Below are 19,056 nucleotides of genomic sequence, written 5' to 3' on the forward strand. Positions count from 1 at the left end.
AGCGTCACGGCCCGAGCGTTCTGGTGAGGAACTCAGCCTGATCTTCTACCAGCTGTTCAAACGGCTCGCCGAGATAGAACGCGAAGTGGCCGGGGTCGTAACGTTTGATTTCCCCTCGCGGCGCGGTGCGGGCGTACTTCAGCGACTGCTCCGGCGGAGTCACCGAGTCGGTATCGCTGATGCAGAACAGAATTGGAAAGCCGATCTTCTTCGCGTCGCGTCCGGGCCGGTAGCCCATGATGGTCGGCGCGACCCTGGCGGCAACCTCGTTGCGGAATGTCGCGTGCTCGGGCAGCAGAGCCTGATAGCCCGGCAGAGCGTCCGGGGCGTTCATCAGGGCAACCGAACCCGGGGGGCCGGCCAGTGGAACCATGACCGGCGCACGATGCCGGATCAATGCCACCAAATCCCTCGCCACCGCGGGAAGTATTCTCAGTGACGCTCTGGGCCCCAGCGCGAGCGACGAGGCCAGGCCGTCAGTGAACGGGCATTGGGCGACTGCCGCCTTCAATTCGGGATGGCGCGAGGCCACTCTGATGGCATGGCCACCGCCGAAGGAAGTACCCCAGACGGCGATGCGGGTGCCGTCGACGTCAGTCCGATTCTTGACCCACGCGATCGCAGCGTCCCAGTCGGCGAGTTGGCGTTTGATCGAAAGCAATTGACTGGGTTCGCCGCCGCTGTCACCGAAATGCCGGTAGGTGAAGGCAACGGCGGCGATACCGGTCTGCGCAAAGCGCTCGGCGAAGGCGTCCAGGCGCATTTCCCTGGTTGCGCCCAGGCCGTGACCCAGGATCACCACCGGCGGGGACTCGACCCCGGTCGGCAGGTAGAGCCAGGCGGCGCAGTGCTCCGAGCCGGAGGTGAACGAGACCTCCCGCCGGGTGAACGAGTGCACAGGGCTCATCGCTTCGCCGCCGCAACGGCAGGCACCTGACCCAGTTCCAGGGCTTGTGCGTAGGTGTCGCGGTCATAGAGCGGCAACTCACCGGTGGCGTCGGTGGTGGCGAGGTACCGCAGCATCAACTCCTGCCCCTCCTTGGACTGGTCGGTGCCGAGGAACTCGGTGCGCTCGACGTGCAGCCCTTCCGCCAGCGACATCGAGCCGCCGAAGTACACCGACCGCTTGATCGCCTGAATCGCCCCCTTCGTGCGCCTTCCGAAGTGACCGGCCAGTTCGACCGCACGGTCGACGACCTCATCGGTCGCCACGACCTCATCGACAGCCCCATAGGCGAGAGCCTGGGCGGGGGTGAACGGCTTGCCCTCGAGGATCGCGACCAACGACCGGTGGGTGCCGACCAGCCGGGTCAGCCGCTGAGTGCCGCCACCGCCGGGATTGATACCCAGCAGCACCTCTGGCTGACCGATGAAGAAATCACCATCGGCCATCACCCGAAGATCGCATGCCCAGGCGAACTCCGCGCCCAGGCCCAAGGCCGAACCATTCAATGCCGCAACGAAGATGACGCCGCTGGCGTTCATGCGCAGGAACGTGTCGTGAAGGCGGTCAAGCTGTGCTGCGCCGCGCAGCGGAGTCCGGCGCAGCACCGATTCGGGCACATGCGCACGGCCCACCCCTCTGGCCAGCCGCGCCACCGCCGAGGCGCCGCGGCGGCCCAGCTCCGGTACAGCGGCACCTTCCTCCTGAAGCCAGCGCACGTCCGCGTGGCTGACGAACCGTCCCGGACGTGAGCCGGTGAACACCACCGCGTGTACCCCGGCATCGCAGTCGACACGGGTCACCAACTCGTCGAGCTGGTCGGCGATCTGGACACCGAAGAGGCTATGCCGACCTCCGTCGACCCGCACAACCTGAACGGCTCCGCGGTCTTCCACTGTGAGTGTGGGTTCGTCCGTCATTGAAATATCCATCCCTTGTGAGCGCGGCTAGGGCGAAGTGGGTGAATGCGTGAATTCACCTGCAGAGCGCGCATTGTCCATGCGCGCCAGCGCTTCCTGAACTCCGGCGTCCCGCGCAAGCTTCGCATCGACGAGCGGTCCGGCGACCCCGCGCAGGACGGCAATGGGCGACCAGCGCTTCGGGATCACGACGGCACTTTTTCTGCCTTCGATCCCGTCGACGATCGCGGTCGCGGCGGTGTGTGGCCGAATGCGTTGGCCGACGAATTCGGGCAGGGCTCGCATCAGCGTCAGCGCATGCGGGTCGGCATCCAGGCCAGTGCGGATCATCGGGGTATCGATGAGCGAGAAGTACGCCGTCATGGCTGAGGCGCCGTGGCGGGCCAGTTCTACGCCGAGCCCGCGGCCGAGTTGCTCCACCGCGGCCTTGCTCATCGCGTACGGGATGACCCCGGCCCCGTTGATGAACGCGAATACCGAACTGATCAGGACGATCTGGCCTTGTCGACTGATCACCGACTCCATCGCGGCCGACACCGTGTTGACGACGCCTGCGACGTTGACCGACATGACCTGTCCGACCTCGGTGGGCTCCAACGCGCGTAGCGTGGCGCCGCGACCCATGATTCCGGCGTTGGCGATCACCACGTCGACACCGCCGAACTCCTCAATCGTCCGCGTCACCGCGTCATGGACCGAATCAAGCCGTGTCACATCACATTCAAGCGCCAATCCGCGAGCATGCGCCAGCGTCGCGACCACCCGCTGCGCCGAGAGCTGGTCGATGTCGGCCACCACGACATGCGCCCCTCGTCGAGCGAGGGTATTGGCGGTGGCCGCTCCGAGGCCCCGTCCGGCGCCGGTGATCAGCACCACCTTGCCGGCCAGGGGGTAGCGCTTCCCGCCACGCCGCCTCAGCGTCTTCACAATCCCCGCTTGCGGCCGAACGAGGCACGGCCGTTGCGCCGCAACATCGCCAGCGTGGTGGCGATGCGGCCCCGCTCCAGGTCCGGCTGCAGCCCGGCACCCACCCGATGCAGCTGATCGGCATGCCAGCTGATGTCGAGAAAGCCGTCGAGCGATTTCAGATCGGTCACCCTGCCCAGGACGCTGCGCATCCCGAAGCGCTTCTGATGCGAAGCCAGCGCCGCGGTGCGTCCGCTCAGGATGGCATCGGCCGCATCCGGAGTGGTGGCCGTGGGCCGGCCGAGACCGACGACGTCACATTCGCCGCTGTCGACCGCGGCTTGCATAGCCGATCGCGACCGGAATCCGCCGGTGACCGCCAACGGGACGTCACCGACGATGCTGCGCACCGTGCGCGCGTATTCGAGGAAGTAGGCCTCGCGCGCCCGCGTGCTGTCCGCGGCGGCGCCCATCATGGCCGGCTGTTCGTAGCTTCCGCCGCTCACCTCGATCAGGTCGAGGCCCTCGCCGGCGAGCGCCGTCAGGACACCACGGGACTCGTCCTCGGTGAATCCACCGCGCTGGAAGTCCGCCGAATTCAGCTTGAGTCCCACCGCGAAGCCGGGTGACACTCGCGAACGGATGCGGCGCACCACTTCGACGAGAAAGCGCATCCGTCGCGCCGGGTCGCCGCCCCACTCGTCCTCGCGCCGATTCGACAGCGGTGACAGGAATTGGGCGACCAGGTAACCGTGCGCGCCGTGGATCTGTACGCCGTCGAAGCCCGCTGTCTCACAGACTTTGGCGGCGACGGCGAACCGCTCGATGATGTCCTCGATCTCAACCGTCGTGAGGGCACGAGGTGTGGGCGAGCCGGGCATGGCCAGTGGAACTGCGCTGGGGGCAACCGGTACCGCACCCAGTTCGAGCGGATTCGACTGCCGGCCCGGATGATTGAGTTGCGCCCAGATCGGCACCCCGCCGTCTTTGGTGGCCTTGGCCCAGCGGGACAGCGCGTCCAGGTTGCGCTCATCCTCGATCACCACATTGCCGGGCTCGCCGAGTTGGGTGCCGTCGACCATCACGTTGCCCGTGATGATCAAGCCGTATCCACCCTTGCTCCACGTCGAGTAAAGACGTTCGAGTCGCTCGTCGGGCGCATGACGCTTGTTGGCCATCCCCTCGCTGAGTGCGGCTTTCATGATCCGGTTGGGCAGCACCAGGCCACAAGGCAAGGTCAGTGGATCGGACAGTGCGGTCATGACAGGTCCTTTCGAAGGGGTCATCGGTATTGCGGCGGCACGCGGTAGCCGCCCAGCGCCTCGGCGATCAGGGCGGCGAACTCGATGGTGGTGCGGTCGCCGCCCGGCGGCCCCATCACCTGCACGCCGACGGGCAGGCCGCCGGCACTGGTGCTCACGGGCATCGTCGTCGCGGGAGTGCCGGCGATGTTGGCCAGCGCGTTCCACTTGGTCTGGTCCCAATAGGACCGCTGCACACCGTCAACCAGAATCGTGCGACCGAACAGATCGTGGTCGCTGTCGTGATGGGGCGGTGCGGCGCCGGGCGTCACTGGCAGCAGAAGCACGTCGAACTCGGTGAAGAATCGGACCCAGCGACTTGCGATCTCGCGACGCGCGGCATCGCGAAACAGCCAGCCGCGATGGCTCTGCGTGGTCCCCCGCAGCGCAGCCGCGGCGTCGCCGTGAGGATTGCGCATCGCGCGCATCGCCAAGGCACCGGCCGAGCGCGGGCTGATCGTCGACCGGTCGACGGAGAAGGCGGCGAAGACCAGGCTGAGGAAGAGTTTGTGGGACTCGGCCAGGTCGATCGGAATGGTGGCCGGGTGCTCGGTGACGCGGGCGCCGGCATTGCGCAGGACCGAAACAGTCTCTGCGATGGCGTGTCGGGCGTCGCCGTCGATCGGACAGTTTGGATCGTCGGCCCAGACCGCCACCCGGAAATCCTTGAGCGCGGTGGCCCGCGGCGGGGCCAGAGTGTAGGAGAACCCACCGTCGGGGTTCAGTGGCCCGACCGTCGCCTCCAAGGCGGCGATGATGTCACGGGGTCCGCGGGCCTGTACGCCGGCGCAGGCCATGTCACTCTCTCCCCAACGCCCGGGAATCCCAGGCGCACTGGGGATATGGCCCACCAACGGCACGGATTGCCATGTCGACTTGTGACCGTAAAGGCCGCAGAAGTGAGCGGGGATGCGGGTCGAGCCTCCGATCTCCGACCCATAGTCAAAGCTCGTCAGGCCGGCCGCGGTCGCGGCCGCACCGCCGCCGGCCGAGCCGCCGGACGTGCGCGCGGTGTCCCACGGGTTGTTGGTCCGGCCGAACACCGGGTTGCTGGCCTGGACGTCCTGATTTCCGGTCGGAAGGTTGGTCTTGCCCAGGATGACAGCGCCCGCGCGACGCAATCGGCTGACGGCTTCGGCGTCCTGGATGGGCACATAATCGGCCAGGTCCGGCCGGCCGCACACGGTGCGAATCCCGGCTGTCTCGTAGCTGTCCTTGACGGTGATCGGGAGCCCATGCAGGGGGCCGAGTCGGTCGCCACGCGCCCGCGCCGCGTCGGCCTCCCGCGCAGAGCGCCGCGCCCCGTCGGTGTCGACGGTCACGATGGCGTTGAGGGACTTGTTGTGGGCCTCGATGCGGGCCAGATACAGCTCGACCAGTTCGGCACTCGAGACGTCCGTGGCAGCCAGTGCGGCCAGTTGGTCGGCGGCCGGGAGCCAGACGATGCTGTCCGAGATCGTCGCTGACATGGCACGCCCTTCTCGAGGTGAACCGCGGCGGTATACCGATCGGTGTATTTCAGAAAGGGACGGTAGTAGACCAAATGGTATATTGCAAGCCATGCGGGTACGCGATCGGCTCACGGCCGCCACAGCGGAACTGATGCAACGTCACGGCGTTGCAGGAACTGGCATCGCCGACATCCTCGAAACCAGTGGCGTGACGCGACGATCCATCTATCTGAACTTTCCGGGCGGGAAGTCCGAACTCGTCGCTGCGGCAACCCAATCCGCCGGCGACGAGATGTCAACCGTCCTTCGCGCCTACCTGGACCAGCCCAATCCGGTCGCGGCATTCACCCAGATGTGGTGCGATGCGCTGGTTGGCAACGACTTCCGGAACGGGTGCGCAATCGTGGCGGCAGCGTGCGGTCGTGACGAAGCGCCCGAGGCCGCTGTTGCAGCCGCCGACGTGTTCGCGCAGTGGGCCGAGTTGCTGACCACGTCGCTCACAGAAGACGGAATAGACCCCTCGGTCGCCGAATCATTGTCGACGACCATCGTCGCCGCGGTCGAGGGGGCAGTCATCCTTGCCCGCGCAGCGCGGTCGACGAAGCCACTCGAGCAGGTCTCCCACCACCTCGAGGAACTCATCGCGGCACATCGACCAACGTCGTCGCGCAGCCGCCGCAAGGTGAAATAACACCGATCAGTTTACTTCTTCTCCGAGCCGGAGTACCGTTCCGGTATACCATTCGGTGTACCGACGACGGGAAGGGTCAGCGCGTGAAGGCCTTTGTCCTCGACCACTACCGCAAGAACGGCCGACTGACGCTGACCGATGTCGACGCTCCGCGCGCAGGCCAGCACGACGTAGTGGTGGAGATCCATGCCGCCGGTGTGAATCTCGTAGACGCCAAGATCCGCGATGGAGAGTTCAAACTCGTTCTGCCGTACAAGTTGCCGATCATCATGGGCAATGACGTCGCCGGCGTCGTGACACAGGTCGGCTCGCAAGTATCTGCATTCAAGCCTGGCGACACCGTCTATGCCCGGCCTGACACGAACCGGATTGGCACGTTCGCCGAATCCATCGCTATACACGAGCGCGACGTCGCGCATGCGCCGGCCAACCTCACGATCCAACAGGCGGCCTCGATACCGCTCGTCGCGCTGACCGCATGGCAAGCGCTCATCGAGACGGCGCGCCTCACCGCGGGCCAGAAGGTCTTCATCCAGGCCGGCTCCGGTGGCGTCGGCACCGTGGCGATCCAGCTCGCCAAACATCTTGGTGCGACCGTGGCCACAACCTGCAGCCCGGCCAGCTTCGACTTGGTCCGGGGGCTCGGCGCCGATGTGGTCATCGACTACAAGTCACAAGACTTCGAGACCGAACTGAGCGGCTACGACGTCGTATTGCACAGCCAGGACACCGCAGCCCTCACGAAGTCCCTTCGGATTCTGAAGCCCGGCGGAATCCTCGTCTCCATCTCCGGGCCGCCGGACCCCGCCTTCGCCGAACAGGTCGGAGCGCCGTGGTTCGTCGGACTCGCGCTGCGGGCGTTGAGCCGCGGAGTGCGAGCCCAGGCAAAGCGGCTGGGTGTGCGGTACTCGTTCCTGTTCATGAGAGCCGATGGCGAGCAACTGCAAGAGATTACCGGCCTGATCGAATCGGGTGTCATCCGGCCGCTGGTGGACAGGGCCTTCGATTTCGAGGCGACCAACGAGGCGTTGGCCTACGTCGAAACCGGACGGACAAAGGGCAAGGTAGTCATCGCTGTGAAGCAACAGCCAGATCGATGAGCGTCTGCGCAGCCTTGCGCGCGTGCGTCCAGGGAGCCGGATCGTCCAAGGACGTCGACAGGGCGGCAGCACCTTCGTACAGCACGGCGAGTTGGTTGGCCAGCAGTTTGGGATTGCCGGCTCCAGCCTCCTTGGCCAGCCGCGCCACACCGTCGATGTAGTTGCGCTTGTGCTCCTTCACGATCTCGTGAATCTCCGGCATGGCCTCGGCCGCCTCGACGGCCGCATTGTGAAACGGGCAACCCCGCATCTGTCCATCCGGTGACGGCGTTTCGAACAGCGCCAGGATGCGTGCCCGCGGAGTCCGCCGCAGATCGTCCGGCCCGGGCCGCAGCGGATCACCCACGTGCTGCTGAATGAACCTCAGATACTCCTCGACCACCGCATCCTTACTCGGAAAATGTTGGTAGAGAGTACGTTTGGACACACTGGCTTCGGTGGCCAATCGCTCCACTCCAGTCGCGTTGATGCCCTCGTGGTAGAACAACTTCATAGCGGCCGCGACGATGCGCTGGCGCGCCCCTCGCCCGCCGCCGGTACCGGCCCCCTTAGGAGTTCTACGCTCCGCGACATCTGCGTTCATGACCTAAGCATACCGATAGGTTTACCTTTTGGCCGCGGCCGTGTAGCGTCGGCCATCGAAGTACACCAATCGGTTTACATCCGGACGCATCAGCTACGAGGAGACCGCCACTGTGACCACCTCTCATCACACCCTCGGCCCCAACCGCGCGGCGCTGCAGTGGACCCTGGGAATTCTCTCGGCGATACCGATGGGCAGTGTATTGGGTGAGATCCTGCGCGGTCCCCAGGCTGTGCCCGGGGGTTCACCCGATGTGGTTCCGACCGTCGACAGCGCCCTGCGTTATGCCAACGTGTTCAAGTTCGCCGCGGGCGTCACGATCCTGCGGGAGCTCGGACGTATCGATCGATCTCCTGCCGCCACATTCGCGTTGTCCACTGTCGCAGTCGGCGGATTGGCGCGGATCGTCTCCTGGAGACAACGCGGCCGGCCGCATCCCGCGATCGTGGGGGCGATCGCCCTCGAGACCATCGGAGTGCCGATCCTGCTCTCCTGGCAGCGGCGCCAATCCGCAAAGGCGGTGTGAGCAAATGCCTTCCGCACTGGTAACCGGCGCAGGCAGAGGAATCGGCCTCGCGATCACCGAGCACATGAGCCGGCGAGGCTGGGACGTCTACGCGACCGCTCGATCCGACGCCGCCCTGAGCAGCCTCGGCCGCTTGCCGAATGTCCACCCGATTGCGCTCGACATCACCGACCGCTCTGCGATCTCAGCACTTGCCGAACACCTTCCCTGCGAGCTCGACGGCGTCGTCAACAACGCCGGCATCATCGTCAACGGGCCGATCGAGGGACTGTCGCTCGACAATCTGGTACGACAGCTCGACGTCAATGTCATCTCGCAGATCGCGGTGACGCAGGCGGTACTGCCAAGCATTCGGGCAGCTGGAGGCCGGGTGGTGTTCATGTCCTCGGTCAGCGGGTTGATCACCACACCGGGCACCGGCGCCTATACCGCTTCGAAGTACGCGATCGAGTCCCTGGCCGATGCACTCCGGATGGAATTGCGGCCGTGGCGGATTCGCGTTTCGCTCATCGAGCCGGGACCGATCCGTACCGATATGTGGGCTGACGTGCTCGATGACTACGACCGGATGACCGCCGAACTCAGTGACGAGCACCGCCGACTGTATGCCTCACACCTGGCCGGGAGCCGGAAGTTGTTGGGACGTATGCAGAAGCTTGCCGCCGATCCCAAGAGGGTGACGAAGGCAGTGGAGCACGCGCTGACATCGAGGCGCCCCAAACGCCGTTACCTGTTGGATCTGGTCAGCCGCACCCAGAAAGCGGCCATCGCAATCACGCCGACCGCGGTCAGCGATGCAGCGCTGGCTGCAGCAACCACATCGAAATGACGGGCCCCGGCGACACCGCCTTGCCGGTGAGCGACGCCACATCAGAAACAAACCGATCGGTATACGTTGAGGAGAGATCATGACAGACAAGCGCGGCACCCGACCCGAAGCGGCACACCACACACACGCAGCGAGCGCCGGCAAAGACGGCACGTCGTACCGGAATGCGCCGACGAAATCGGTGTCGGTGGACGGGACGCAGTTCGTCTACCGGGAACTGGGCATCGATTCCGGCATACCGGTGATCTTCCTCAACCACCTGGCCGCCAACCTCGATAACTGGGATCCCCGCGTTGTCGACGGCATCGCGGCCAAACACCACGTGATCACCTTCGACAACCGCGGCGTCGGCGGTTCGGCGGGCAAGACACCGGACACCGTCGAGGCGATGGCACACGACGCGGTGGCGTTCATCCGCGCGCTGGGATTCGATCAGGTCGACCTACTGGGGTTCTCGCTGGGCGGGATGGTTTCGCAAGTGATCGCTCAACAGGAACCCGCACTCGTCCGCAAGATCATCCTCGCCGGTACCGGACCCGCCGGAGGCGAAGGCATCGCCGACGTGACGAGACTGACCTACCTTGACACACTGCACGCCTACGCCACCTTCAAGGACCCCAAGGAACTTCTCTTCTTCACGAGGACGAAGCACGGAAAATCCGAGGCGCGCGCGTTCATCAAGCGATTGAAGGAGCGCACGAACGATCGGGACAAAGCGATGGCGATCGGAGCATTCCGTCAGCAGCTCAAAGCGATTCACGCCTTTGGTCTGCAGACACCCGCCGACTTGTCACGCATCCACCAGCCCGTACTCGTGGCCAACGGCGACAACGACCGCATGGTGCCCACAAGCAACTCCTACGACCTGGCCCACCGCCTACCCAACGCCACTCTGCGCATCTACTCCGATGCCGGGCACGGTGGCATCTTCCAAGCCCACCAACGCTTCGTTCCGGAGGCACTCGAATTTCTGGGATCGGTGAACTCATGACCTCACTCGCCGGCCAGGCCGTGCTGGTCACCGGAGCCAATCGGGGCATGGGCCGCGAATACGTAGCGCAGCTTCTCGACCGGGGAGCCACGAAAGTCTATGCCGGTGCCCGTGTTCCGCGGGCAGTCAAGGTGGAAGACCCACGCGTCGTTGCGCTCCGGCTCGATGTCACTGACGCAGCATCGGTCGCCAACGCCGCCCAGACAGCCCCCGACGTCAGCGTTCTCATCAACAACGCCGGCATCGCCCGCGGGGCTTCGGTGCTCGATCATGACTCCTCTGCACTCCGAGAGGAGATGGAGACCAACTTGTTCGGTCCGCTGGCCACTGCGGCGGCCTTCGCCGATCGAATCGCAGCGAGGTCCGGCGCCATCGTCAACGTGGCCTCGGTGCTCGCGTGGATGCCCGTCGGCGCGAGCTATGGGGTGACGAAGGCCGCGTTGTGGAGCGCCACCGACTCGATGCGGCTCGAATTGGGGTCGCGCGGCGTGCAGGTGGTGGGCGTCTACGTGGGACTAGTGGACACCGACATGGCCGCGTTTGCGGATAGCCCGAAAGCCGCCGCCGCGGACGTCGTGCGCCAGGTGCTCGACGGCATCGAGTCCGGCGCTGACGAGGTTTTGGCGGACGAGATGACCCGCCAGGTGCGCGCACACATGAACCTGTCGATCGGTGAGCGGCTACGCGGGTGACGTATCGCGACGTCCTCGTGTGACAGAGCGCATCTCTGGCCGTCGCCGCCGCCGTCGTGGTTCGACTGCCGGCCCAATTCCAGATCGACTCCTCCCCCTTTGGGGGTACGCCGATAGAGGGATCTTTTCGGTCTGACCATAATAAGAATTGAACTTTACGGGGCGTCGCGGCACCCTGAACGGTGACAGCGATCACATATTTGCCGAAGATCGGCGACGTCACTTACAGGAGGCACCGATGCCAGCGATCGACTACCGCCAGCTCTACCTTGGAGGTCAGTGGACCGATCCGGCAACCGTGGCCACAATCGACGTTCATTCCCCCACCACAGAGGAGTTGATCGGTTCGGTCCCGCGCGGGAGCGAGGCCGACGTCGACACCGCGGTCGCGGCCGCGAGGGGGGCATTCGACGATCCCGATGGCTGGGCCTCTTGGCACCCCAAGCAGCGTGGCGAGGCGTTGGAGCAGTTCGCCGCCGAGCTCGACGCGCGTGGCGCCGAGACCGCCGCCCGGGTGTCGATGCAAAACGGAATGCCCATCTGGCTGGCCCACCAATTCGAGACGGCCTTTCCTCCCCTGCTGCTCCGGTACTACAGCGACGTGATGAACAGTGCCCCGATCGAGGAGGAACGCCAGGGCATGCTCGGTGGCACCTCCCTGGTGTCGCGTCAGCCGGTGGGTGTCGTCGGTGCGATCGTGCCGTGGAATGTCCCGCAGGGCATTTCGTTCCTGAAAATTGCACCCGCGCTCGCGGCCGGCTGCACCATGGTGCTCAAGCCGGCGGAGGAGACCGTCCTCGATGCCTTCCTGATGGCCGAGGCGGCAGTTGCTGCCGGGCTGCCACCCGGCGTCCTCAACGTCGTCCCGGGGGGCCGCGACCTCGGCGCCTACCTGGTGTCACACCCGGGCATCGACAAGGTGTCGTTCACCGGTTCCACCGCCGCGGGCCGTGCCATCGCCGAGATGTGCGGACGCCTTCTCCGTCCGGTGACACTGGAACTGGGCGGGAAGTCCGCGGCCATCGTGCTCGACGACGCCGACCTCAGCGCATCGATCGAGGCGTTCTTCGGCGCCACGTTGCTCAACAACGGCCAGATCTGCTGGTTGAACACCAGGGTGCTGGCACCGCGCAGCCGCTACACCGAAATCGTCGACACCATCACCGATCTGGCCCGATCACTGACCATCGGGGATCCGCTGGACCCCGAGACCAAGATCGGCCCGCTGGTGTCGAGTCGGCAACGCGAGCGTGTGGAAGGCTACATCGCCAAAGGCAAAGAAGAAGGCCGGTTGACCACAGGTGGTTCCCGGCCCGCGGGACTGGACCAGGGCTGGTTCGTCGAGCCCACAGTGTTCGCCGATGTCGACAACAACGCCACGATCTCTCGCGAGGAGATCTTCGGGCCGGTGCTGTCGGTGATCCCATACGGCGACGAGAGCGAGGCCGTCGCGATCGCCAATGACTCCAATTACGGTCTCGGCGGGACGGTTTGGTCGGCCGACACCGAGCGCGCGACGGATATCGCCCGCAAAGTGCGCTCGGGCACCATCGGGGTCAACCACTACGTCAACGAGCCGGTAGCCCCCTTCGGCGGAATCAAGGAGAGCGGCATGGGCCGTGAAATGGGGCCCGAGGGACTGGCCGCATTCCAGGTCTACAAGTCGATCTACTTGCCGCCGGCCTAGGAATAGAGGACACCATGTCTGCAGACACCACGCACGAGGTCGAGCGAACCCGCGAGATTATCAGTGCTACAAGCGATTTACTGTCGATCGATGATCTGTGCCCACTGCCTGCCGACGGCGATCTTCAGGCCAGCAACACCGCACTGAAGACCACCCGCCAGGCACTACTCCACGCTCTGGAGGGCGGGGCCGAGGAATCCACCGGCGTGCCCAAAGTCAAAGCCGCTGCCCTGGCGCTGGGCACGGTCTCCGTCGAGTCGGACGTCAAGGACGCGCTCATCCAGCAGCGCGCCGAAGTCGCGCTCGGAGTTCGGGATGCGTTGTCCGCGCTGCGAAACGCACCTTCGGCCGGGGTGCTTGCCGAGCGTGCGCCTATCGAAGCACGACGGATCGGCTTCCGAAGGGCGCTGTTCTCCAAGATCGAGCAGGGCACCTGGATGGCCAGGACGGCGTTCGCCGTCGATGATCCGGAATTCGGCGAGGAGATCGTCGCCATCGGGCGCGCGAATCCCCGTCAGCTCAACGGACCGCTGATCGAAAGCGAGATGGTGCGTCGATGCACTCCGGTGGTCGTCTGTGATCCGCAGTCGAACCCGCGGGTGCACACCGAGTTCATCCGATATACCGGCACCATCGGCTACGTGGCCGCACCGATCACCGCGTGGGGAGTTCCCGTTGCGATGATGCACGCGGATCGCGACATTGATTGCGCCGTAGACGAATTCGACCGCTACATATTGGGAACATACGCCGAGGGCCTGGGCATGGCGATCGAGCGTGCCCAGCTCATGGAGCGGCTGCAGGCGGTGCGGCGGGCCACTGCCGACTATCTGTCCGGAGTCAACGCCATCGCCGACGACTTCACCGCCGATGTCCTCGAGAGCGCCGAACTCAGTCTCGACCCCCCCGCCGAGGCCGGCAGGAGCCAGGGGTCGATGCTGTCCGACGAACGCGGGGAGCGTCTGACGCCACGCGAATGGGACGTGCTGCGGAACCTGGCTTCGGGCAAGACAAATGCCCAGATAGCCGTCGGCCTGTTCGTCACCGAAGGCACAGTCAAGTCCCATGTCAAGCACATTCTGCGGAAGCTGGGCGCCACCAACCGGACTGAGGCGGTGGCGCGGTATCACCGACTCACCTCGGCCGCCGGCCCCGCCAAGGCCGGTTAGTCACACGCACGAATGGGGGGCGCTCATCGAGCGCCCCGCATTCGTGCGAATCTACTAGAACCGGATCACTCCGCGAATATTGCGACCAGCCAACATGTCCTCGTAGCCCTGGTTGATGTCGTCGAGCGTGTACTCGGTGGTGATCAGCTCGTCGAGCTTCAAGTCACCGAGGGTGTACATCTCCAGGTACCTGGGGATGTCGTGGCGGGGGTTCGACGAACCGAACAGTGAGCCGTGGATCGACTTCTCGTAGAGCGTGAGTTCGAACAGCGATCCGTCCATGGTCAGCTCGGTGGGATGACCGATGGCGGTGACGATCACCTTCCCGCGCCGACCCACGAGGCTCAGTGCCTCACCGACATACGCGCCCTCGGCGGTGTCGGTCGTGATGACGCATGCGTCGGCCATCACACCACGCGTCAGGTCGGTGATGAGTGCCTGCGCCTCAGCGACATTGGCGGCGGTGTGGGTGGCACCGAACTCGATGGCCTTGGCACGCTTGTATTCGACGGGGTCGACGGCCACGATGTAGCGCGCGCCGGCACCCTTGGCGCCTTGCACAGCATTGGCCCCGATGCCGCCGATACCCATGATCACGACGGCGTCACCGGGACGCACGCCGGCTGTGTTCACGACGCTGCCGTACCCGGTGGGAACGCAGCAGCCGATTACCGCGGCACGGTCCAGCGGGCTGCCCGCGTCGACCTTGACCACCGAAGCCATCGGCACGACGGTGTACTCCGAGAAGGTTCCGAGCAGACACATCTGGCCCAGGCCTTGTCCGCGGGCATGGAATCGGTACGTTCCGTCGAGCTGCGGGCCCTGGATGATGTGCGCACCAAGGTCACACAGATTGGTCATGCCCCGCGCACAGTGCGAGCACTTCCCGCATGCGGGCAGAAAGCTCAGGACCACCGAGTCGCCCGCGGCGACGTCGGTGACGCCGGGGCCGACGTCGGCCACGATGCCGGCGCCCTCATGGCCGCCGACGTAGGGCAGCGGAACCGGGATGTCGCCGGTGACCAGGTGGTAATCCGAGTGGCACAGACCGCTGGCGACCAGTTTGATCAGAACCTCGCCCTCCTTGGGCGGATCGAGCTCCACCTCCTCGACCTGCCACTTCTCGCCAGTTCCCCACAGGACAGCAGCCTTCGTCCGCACGGCGCACCTCTCGACTCAATACCGGGACTTCGTGAGGCCATCGTCACCCCGACGACGGCCGGGAGGCATCTCCCTGAAGGGGTGTATTTGGTGTCCGCTTTGGGTTGGCTGTACCGAATCGCCCTAGAAGTAGCGCGGAAACCGGCTCCAATCAGGTGTGCGCTTCTCCAGGAACGCGTCGCGCCCCTCGACGGCCTCGTCGGTCATGTAAGCCAGTCGGGTGGCCTCGCTGGCGAAGATCTGCTGACCAACCAGACCGTCGTCGAGAAGGTTGAACGCGAACTTCAGCATGCGTTGAGCCTGAGGGGATTTGCCGTTGATGGCCGCGGCCCATTGCAGACCGACGTTCTCCAGTTCGGCATGGTCGACAACGCGGTTGACCGCACCCATCTCATGCATCTGCTGAGCGGTGTACGCCTCACCGAGGAAGAAGATCTCGCGAGCGAACTTCTGACCCACTTGCTTGGCCAGGTACGCGCTGCCGTAGCCGCCGTCGAAGGATCCGACGTCGGCATCGGTCTGCTTGAACCTGGCATGCTCGCGACTGGCCAAGGTCAGGTCACACGTCACATGCAGGCTGTGTCCGCCACCGGCAGCCCATCCGTTGACCAGGCAGACCACCACCTTCGGCATGAACCTGATCAGTCGCTGCACCTCCATGATGTGGAGCCGTCCGGCACGCGCGACGTCGACGGTATCGGCGGTCTCCCCTGACGCGTAGTGATATCCGCTTCGGCCACGGATCCGTTGATCGCCACCGGAGCAGAACGCCCACCCACCGTCCTTGGGCGACGGCCCGTTCCCGGTCAGCAGGACCACTCCGACATCCGGCGACATCCGGGCGTGATCGAGCACTCGATAAAGTTCGTCGACGGATCGGGGGCGGAAGGCATTTCGCACTTCTGGACGATTGAATGCCACTCGGACCGTCGGCTGTCCGACGCCGTTGAGCATGTGCCGGTGATAGGTGATGTCGGTGAGATCCTCGAAGCCCTCGACGGGCACCCACAGCGACGGGTCAAACGGGTTGTCAGTCACGGTGCGAACATAGGCCCAGATTCGTTGCGAGGGTTTCGACCTGGCGGCAGTCCCCTCTTTTGGGGGATGAAAGTTCGCCCGCCTGGGACTCGTCGGGCGAGCACCGCCGAACTAGCGTCGATCGTAGTTGCTACCGGGCACAGCCGGGAGGTGCGAGGTGTCGGACATCTGGAAATCGGTCGAGATCTTTCTGCCCAGCGATATGCCGAAGGACGCTGTCCGCGACACTCTGCTGGATGAAATCATCTGCACCGCAACCGACGCCGGTGACTTCGTGCATCGGCTTCGCGTCGGGGGCAGCGTGCCCCATGCCGACGGCTGGCGGAAGTGGACTGCGTCATACCTTCCCGGTCCGCCTGGAGTATTCCGCTGCAATCGGTTGCTCGGGCCGGGCGCAGATACCTCTTCTGGTCCCGGAGAAACTCCTCTTTCGGGGACTGACGCGGTCAGCATCCCGGTGGTGTGATGAGGAACGTCGTCCATCAAGGAGGAGAGGGCTGATGAGCAGCCGCTGCCGGATTGTCTTCGACCGTTCCAAGTGCGCCACGATCGGGCTGTGCGAGATGACCGCACCGGATTTCTTCAGCATCCCCGACGATGGCGACGGACAGGTCGTCGTACTTCACGAGACCGCCGACGGTTCACGTCGAGAGGAGTTGGAGAAAGCCGCCAGCAACTGTCCGACTCAATCCATCCAGATCGTCGACGCCTGACCCGACGGCAAAACCCACCTCACCGAATTCCGGTATGGTCTGACCATAATAACTATTCGGGCTATACTGCAGTCTTTGACGGTAAGTGGCGCACGTCACATACTTGTCCCCACACGGCCGCCGGCGTCCTGACCGCGCTGGTCGCACCCATGGGACGAGCGCGGGAGGAGGCGAGATGAGCCAACATGCACAGTCGGCAACCGACTTCCTCCAGCAGGCGTGGGACATCGTTCGCATGACCGAAGAGATCGTCGGGGTTGACGATCTGTATCCCGCCGGACCCGATGCCGACCCGCAAGCCACCGACGCCGCCTTATCGGCTGCCCGCCACGCCTTGACCCGACGCCTCGAACTGACCAGCGTCTCGAGGAAGTTCCGCGACCAGGCTTCGCTGGCTGCACTGGCGCTTCGAGCCGAACAGGCCCAGGTCGCACTCAAGGACATGCTCCTGGGAACCCAGCGCGTGCGCCTGGAAAGTGTGCAGAACGCGATCAACGGACTCCGCGGTGCGACCACCGCGGCCGCCCTGGTCGAGCGCATCCCAACCGAGGTTTACCGGATGGGCTTCTCCCGGGTGCTGTTCTCCCGGATTCAGAACGGAATGTGGCTGACCTGCTCTGCCTTCGCCGGGGCAGATCTGGAGATGGCGTCGAAAATGGTCGAGGCGGGCCTGGCCCACCCACGGCAACTGGCCGGCCCGCTGTTGGAGTCAGAGATGGTCCGGCACGGTGCTCCAATCCTGGTGACCGACCCGCAGACCCACCCCGGTGTCCATCCCGAACTTCTCGAGGCGGTTCAGACACCGGCGTACGTGGCAGCACCGGTGTTCAGCTGGGGCAAGCCCATCGGGCTCGTACACGCCGACCGCCAAGCCGGGGCGGCGCGCGTCACAGAGTTCGATCGGGATGTGCTCGGGATGTTCGCCGCAGGCCTCGGACTGGCCTTCGAGCGCAACCTGATGATCGAGCGGCTCAGGGCGATGCGCCGCGCCGCACAGGAGCACGCGCGCCTGGCAGGCGCACTGGCCGACGACTTCACCCTGGACGTCATCGACTCGGCTGGACCCGCGCTGTCCTGGGCGGATGACGTCGTCGGCCGGGGTTCTGCCGGCGGTGATGACGCAGCCGCCGCACCGTTGTCTGACCTGACCTCGCGCGAAGCGGAAGTCCTTCGCGCCATCGCGGCCGGTAAGACCAACGCCCAGATTGCCGCGTCGCTCTATGTCACAGAGGGAACGATCAAATCCCACGTCAAACACATCCTGCGCAAGATGGGCGCATCCAACCGAACCGAAGCCGTCGCCAAGTATCACCGGGCCCGCGGGAGGTAGAGCACCTCCTCCTCTTGGGAGATGTGCCGACAACGTCATCTTCATAGCGTCAATGGGGTGGCACCTCCACACCGGGTTCTGCGCTCGGTAGACGCCGATGGCCCTTCCGCGGTAGCACCGGATGGCAGACCAACGGCGGCCACCGAGGCCTTGGCGCGCCTGCGGCGGCTGTCCACCAACACCGATCTCGCCGATCGCCTGCCGCTCGAACTGTGCAGGGCCGGCTTCAGCCGCGTGCTGTTCTCCCGCATCCAGCGCAATATGTGGATGGTGCGCTCCGCGCACGCCGCCGGGGACCCCGACCTCACCGAGACCTTGTTGCGAGTCGGTCGGGCGCACCCGCGGCGCCTGTGCGCACCGTTGCCGGAAAGCACGATGGTGCGCGACAAAGCACCCATCCTTGTGACCGACCCCCAATCCGATCCACACGTGAACACCGACCTGGTAGCGGTCGTCAAGCCCGACGTGTACATCGCTGCGCCCATCTATGTCTGGCAGACACCGGTGGGGCTGTTGCACGCCGACGCGCCGTCGGCGTCCGGCGATGTCGGCACCGAGGACCGGGACCTGTTGGGACTGTTCGCCGAGGGTCTCGGCACGATCATGGAGCGCAACATCGTGATGGAACGGATGCAGTCGCTGCGCACCGCGTCGAAAGATCACGCCAATGAAATGTATTCCTTGACAGATATTTTCGATGATGTCATCGATATGACTGAGTACATCACCGCCAGCGGCACGCCCGATGTGCGCGCCGCCGATGACAGCACCGGACATCTGACACACCGGGAGCAGCAGGTGCTGGTGCTGATGTCGGCCGGTAAGACCAACGCCCAGATCGCCGCACGTCTGTTCATCTCCGAAGGAACCGTCAAATCTCACGTCCGGCACATCATGCAGAAACTCGAGGCGGGCAACCGCACGGATGCTGTTGCCCGCTACCAACAATCACGCGGCGTCCCCCCTCTGCCGTAGAAACATTGACCCCATCAGTGGATGTGTCCGCGGTCACAGCGGACTTAGCA

At 65.1% G+C, this 19,056-nt stretch carries 20 protein-coding genes; 12 read left to right on the forward strand and 8 right to left on the reverse strand.

Features of this window, described 5'->3' with window-relative positions; all coding sequences use genetic code 11:
• Positions 1-4: 4 nt before the first annotated feature.
• The 5 genes from HPC46_RS22240 to HPC46_RS22260 are packed head-to-tail and all read right to left on the reverse strand — an operon-like array spanning position 5 to position 5,539.
• A complete protein-coding gene (locus HPC46_RS22240; protein WP_179473932.1) occupies positions 5-907 on the reverse strand; it encodes an alpha/beta hydrolase in 903 nt (300 codons plus the stop codon).
• Positions 904-1,863, reverse strand: coding sequence for an enoyl-CoA hydratase/isomerase family protein (locus HPC46_RS22245; protein WP_179473934.1), 960 nt, complete (start codon positions 1,861-1,863; stop codon positions 904-906). The genes HPC46_RS22240 and HPC46_RS22245 overlap by 4 nt, the downstream gene beginning before the upstream one ends.
• A 27-nt stretch (positions 1,864-1,890) precedes the next feature.
• On the reverse strand, positions 1,891-2,790 hold the full coding sequence (locus HPC46_RS22250) for an SDR family NAD(P)-dependent oxidoreductase (RefSeq protein WP_325096733.1): 900 nt from the start codon (positions 2,788-2,790) through the stop codon (positions 1,891-1,893).
• Positions 2,787-4,031 carry an NADH:flavin oxidoreductase/NADH oxidase family protein gene (locus tag HPC46_RS22255; protein ID WP_179473947.1) on the reverse strand — a complete coding sequence of 415 codons (1,245 nt, stop codon included), beginning with the start codon at positions 4,029-4,031 and terminating at the stop codon, positions 2,787-2,789. Before HPC46_RS22255 ends, HPC46_RS22250 begins: the two co-directional genes overlap by 4 nt.
• 20 nt (positions 4,032-4,051) lie before the next feature.
• Complete coding sequence (locus HPC46_RS22260) at positions 4,052-5,539, reverse strand: amidase (RefSeq protein ID WP_179473949.1); 1,488 nt, start codon at positions 5,537-5,539, stop codon at positions 4,052-4,054.
• Between the two features lie 91 nt (positions 5,540-5,630).
• On the opposite strand from HPC46_RS22260, the gene HPC46_RS22265 reads away from it, so the two are divergent.
• Complete coding sequence (locus tag HPC46_RS22265; RefSeq protein ID WP_179473951.1) at positions 5,631-6,212, forward strand: TetR/AcrR family transcriptional regulator; 582 nt, start codon at positions 5,631-5,633, stop codon at positions 6,210-6,212.
• Between the two features lie 83 nt (positions 6,213-6,295).
• Entirely contained in the window at positions 6,296-7,312 is a 1,017-nt protein-coding gene (locus HPC46_RS22270) for an NADP-dependent oxidoreductase (protein ID WP_179473953.1), read from the forward strand.
• Here HPC46_RS22270 and HPC46_RS22275 read toward each other — a convergent pair.
• Positions 7,281-7,895: a TetR/AcrR family transcriptional regulator gene (locus HPC46_RS22275; protein WP_179473955.1), complete on the reverse strand. Its 615-nt coding sequence runs from the start codon at positions 7,893-7,895 to the stop codon at positions 7,281-7,283. The two genes, HPC46_RS22270 and HPC46_RS22275, sit on opposite strands and share 32 nt — an antisense overlap.
• A gap of 112 nt (positions 7,896-8,007) precedes the next feature.
• Here HPC46_RS22275 and HPC46_RS22280 point away from each other — a divergent pair, with 112 nt between their 5' ends.
• The 6 genes from HPC46_RS22280 to HPC46_RS22305 all read left to right on the forward strand — a co-directional run bounded on the left by HPC46_RS22280 (position 8,008) and on the right by HPC46_RS22305 (position 13,789).
• Positions 8,008-8,421, forward strand: a complete 414-nt coding sequence (locus HPC46_RS22280; RefSeq protein ID WP_325096734.1) for a DUF4345 domain-containing protein — start codon at positions 8,008-8,010, stop codon at positions 8,419-8,421.
• Between the two features lie 4 nt (positions 8,422-8,425).
• Positions 8,426-9,250 (forward strand): SDR family oxidoreductase, encoded by an 825-nt coding sequence (locus HPC46_RS22285; protein ID WP_179473957.1) that lies wholly within the window; start codon positions 8,426-8,428, stop codon positions 9,248-9,250.
• Between the two features lie 79 nt (positions 9,251-9,329).
• Entirely contained in the window at positions 9,330-10,241 is a 912-nt protein-coding gene (locus HPC46_RS22290) for an alpha/beta fold hydrolase (RefSeq protein ID WP_179473959.1), read from the forward strand.
• Complete coding sequence (locus HPC46_RS22295) at positions 10,238-10,933, forward strand: SDR family oxidoreductase (RefSeq protein ID WP_179473961.1); 696 nt, start codon at positions 10,238-10,240, stop codon at positions 10,931-10,933. The genes HPC46_RS22290 and HPC46_RS22295 overlap by 4 nt, the downstream gene beginning before the upstream one ends.
• A 238-nt stretch (positions 10,934-11,171) precedes the next feature.
• On the forward strand, positions 11,172-12,620 hold the full coding sequence (locus tag HPC46_RS22300; RefSeq protein ID WP_179473963.1) for an aldehyde dehydrogenase: 1,449 nt from the start codon (positions 11,172-11,174) through the stop codon (positions 12,618-12,620).
• Between the two features lie 14 nt (positions 12,621-12,634).
• A complete protein-coding gene (locus tag HPC46_RS22305) occupies positions 12,635-13,789 on the forward strand; it encodes a helix-turn-helix transcriptional regulator (RefSeq protein WP_179473965.1) in 1,155 nt (384 codons plus the stop codon).
• Positions 13,790-13,843: 54 nt separating this feature from the next.
• Here HPC46_RS22305 and HPC46_RS22310 read toward each other — a convergent pair whose 3' ends face one another.
• Both HPC46_RS22310 and HPC46_RS22315 read right to left on the reverse strand, forming a co-directional pair.
• A complete protein-coding gene (locus HPC46_RS22310; protein ID WP_179473967.1) occupies positions 13,844-14,950 on the reverse strand; it encodes an NDMA-dependent alcohol dehydrogenase in 1,107 nt (368 codons plus the stop codon).
• A gap of 123 nt (positions 14,951-15,073) precedes the next feature.
• Positions 15,074-15,988 (reverse strand): 1,4-dihydroxy-2-naphthoyl-CoA synthase, encoded by a 915-nt coding sequence (locus tag HPC46_RS22315; protein ID WP_179473969.1) that lies wholly within the window; start codon positions 15,986-15,988, stop codon positions 15,074-15,076.
• A gap of 157 nt (positions 15,989-16,145) precedes the next feature.
• On the opposite strand from HPC46_RS22315, the gene HPC46_RS22320 reads away from it, so the two are divergent.
• From HPC46_RS22320 to HPC46_RS35775, 4 genes are all read left to right on the forward strand, one after another.
• Positions 16,146-16,454, forward strand: coding sequence for a hypothetical protein (locus HPC46_RS22320; RefSeq protein WP_179473971.1), 309 nt, complete (start codon positions 16,146-16,148; stop codon positions 16,452-16,454).
• A 34-nt stretch (positions 16,455-16,488) separates the two neighbouring features.
• Complete coding sequence (locus tag HPC46_RS22325) at positions 16,489-16,701, forward strand: ferredoxin (RefSeq protein WP_005141097.1); 213 nt, start codon at positions 16,489-16,491, stop codon at positions 16,699-16,701.
• A gap of 175 nt (positions 16,702-16,876) precedes the next feature.
• A complete protein-coding gene (locus tag HPC46_RS22330) occupies positions 16,877-18,031 on the forward strand; it encodes a helix-turn-helix transcriptional regulator (protein WP_179473973.1) in 1,155 nt (384 codons plus the stop codon).
• 57 nt (positions 18,032-18,088) lie between these two features.
• Positions 18,089-19,006, forward strand: coding sequence for a response regulator transcription factor (locus tag HPC46_RS35775; RefSeq protein WP_179473975.1), 918 nt, complete (start codon positions 18,089-18,091; stop codon positions 19,004-19,006).
• Positions 19,007-19,056: the final 50 nt, after the last annotated feature.

The sequence above is a fragment of the Mycolicibacterium vinylchloridicum genome, from assembly GCF_013404075.1.
Taxonomy (GTDB): Bacteria; Actinomycetota; Actinomycetes; order Mycobacteriales; family Mycobacteriaceae; genus Mycobacterium; species Mycobacterium vinylchloridicum.

Coding starts and splice junctions, on each gene's coding strand:
- HPC46_RS22240 (WP_179473932.1), bottom strand. CDS start 907: ATGAGCCCTGTGCACTCGTTCACCCGGCGGGAGGTCTCGTTCACCTCC.
- HPC46_RS22245 (WP_179473934.1), bottom strand. CDS start 1,863: ATGACGGACGAACCCACACTCACAGTGGAAGACCGCGGAGCCGTTCAG.
- HPC46_RS22255 (WP_179473947.1), bottom strand. CDS start 4,031: ATGACCGCACTGTCCGATCCACTGACCTTGCCTTGTGGCCTGGTGCTG.
- HPC46_RS22260 (WP_179473949.1), bottom strand. CDS start 5,539: ATGTCAGCGACGATCTCGGACAGCATCGTCTGGCTCCCGGCCGCCGAC.
- HPC46_RS22265 (WP_179473951.1), top strand. CDS start 5,631: ATGCGGGTACGCGATCGGCTCACGGCCGCCACAGCGGAACTGATGCAA.
- HPC46_RS22275 (WP_179473955.1), bottom strand. CDS start 7,895: ATGAACGCAGATGTCGCGGAGCGTAGAACTCCTAAGGGGGCCGGTACC.
- HPC46_RS22285 (WP_179473957.1), top strand. CDS start 8,426: ATGCCTTCCGCACTGGTAACCGGCGCAGGCAGAGGAATCGGCCTCGCG.
- HPC46_RS22290 (WP_179473959.1), top strand. CDS start 9,330: ATGACAGACAAGCGCGGCACCCGACCCGAAGCGGCACACCACACACAC.
- HPC46_RS22295 (WP_179473961.1), top strand. CDS start 10,238: ATGACCTCACTCGCCGGCCAGGCCGTGCTGGTCACCGGAGCCAATCGG.
- HPC46_RS22300 (WP_179473963.1), top strand. CDS start 11,172: ATGCCAGCGATCGACTACCGCCAGCTCTACCTTGGAGGTCAGTGGACC.
- HPC46_RS22305 (WP_179473965.1), top strand. CDS start 12,635: ATGTCTGCAGACACCACGCACGAGGTCGAGCGAACCCGCGAGATTATC.
- HPC46_RS22325 (WP_005141097.1), top strand. CDS start 16,489: ATGAGCAGCCGCTGCCGGATTGTCTTCGACCGTTCCAAGTGCGCCACG.
- HPC46_RS22330 (WP_179473973.1), top strand. CDS start 16,877: ATGAGCCAACATGCACAGTCGGCAACCGACTTCCTCCAGCAGGCGTGG.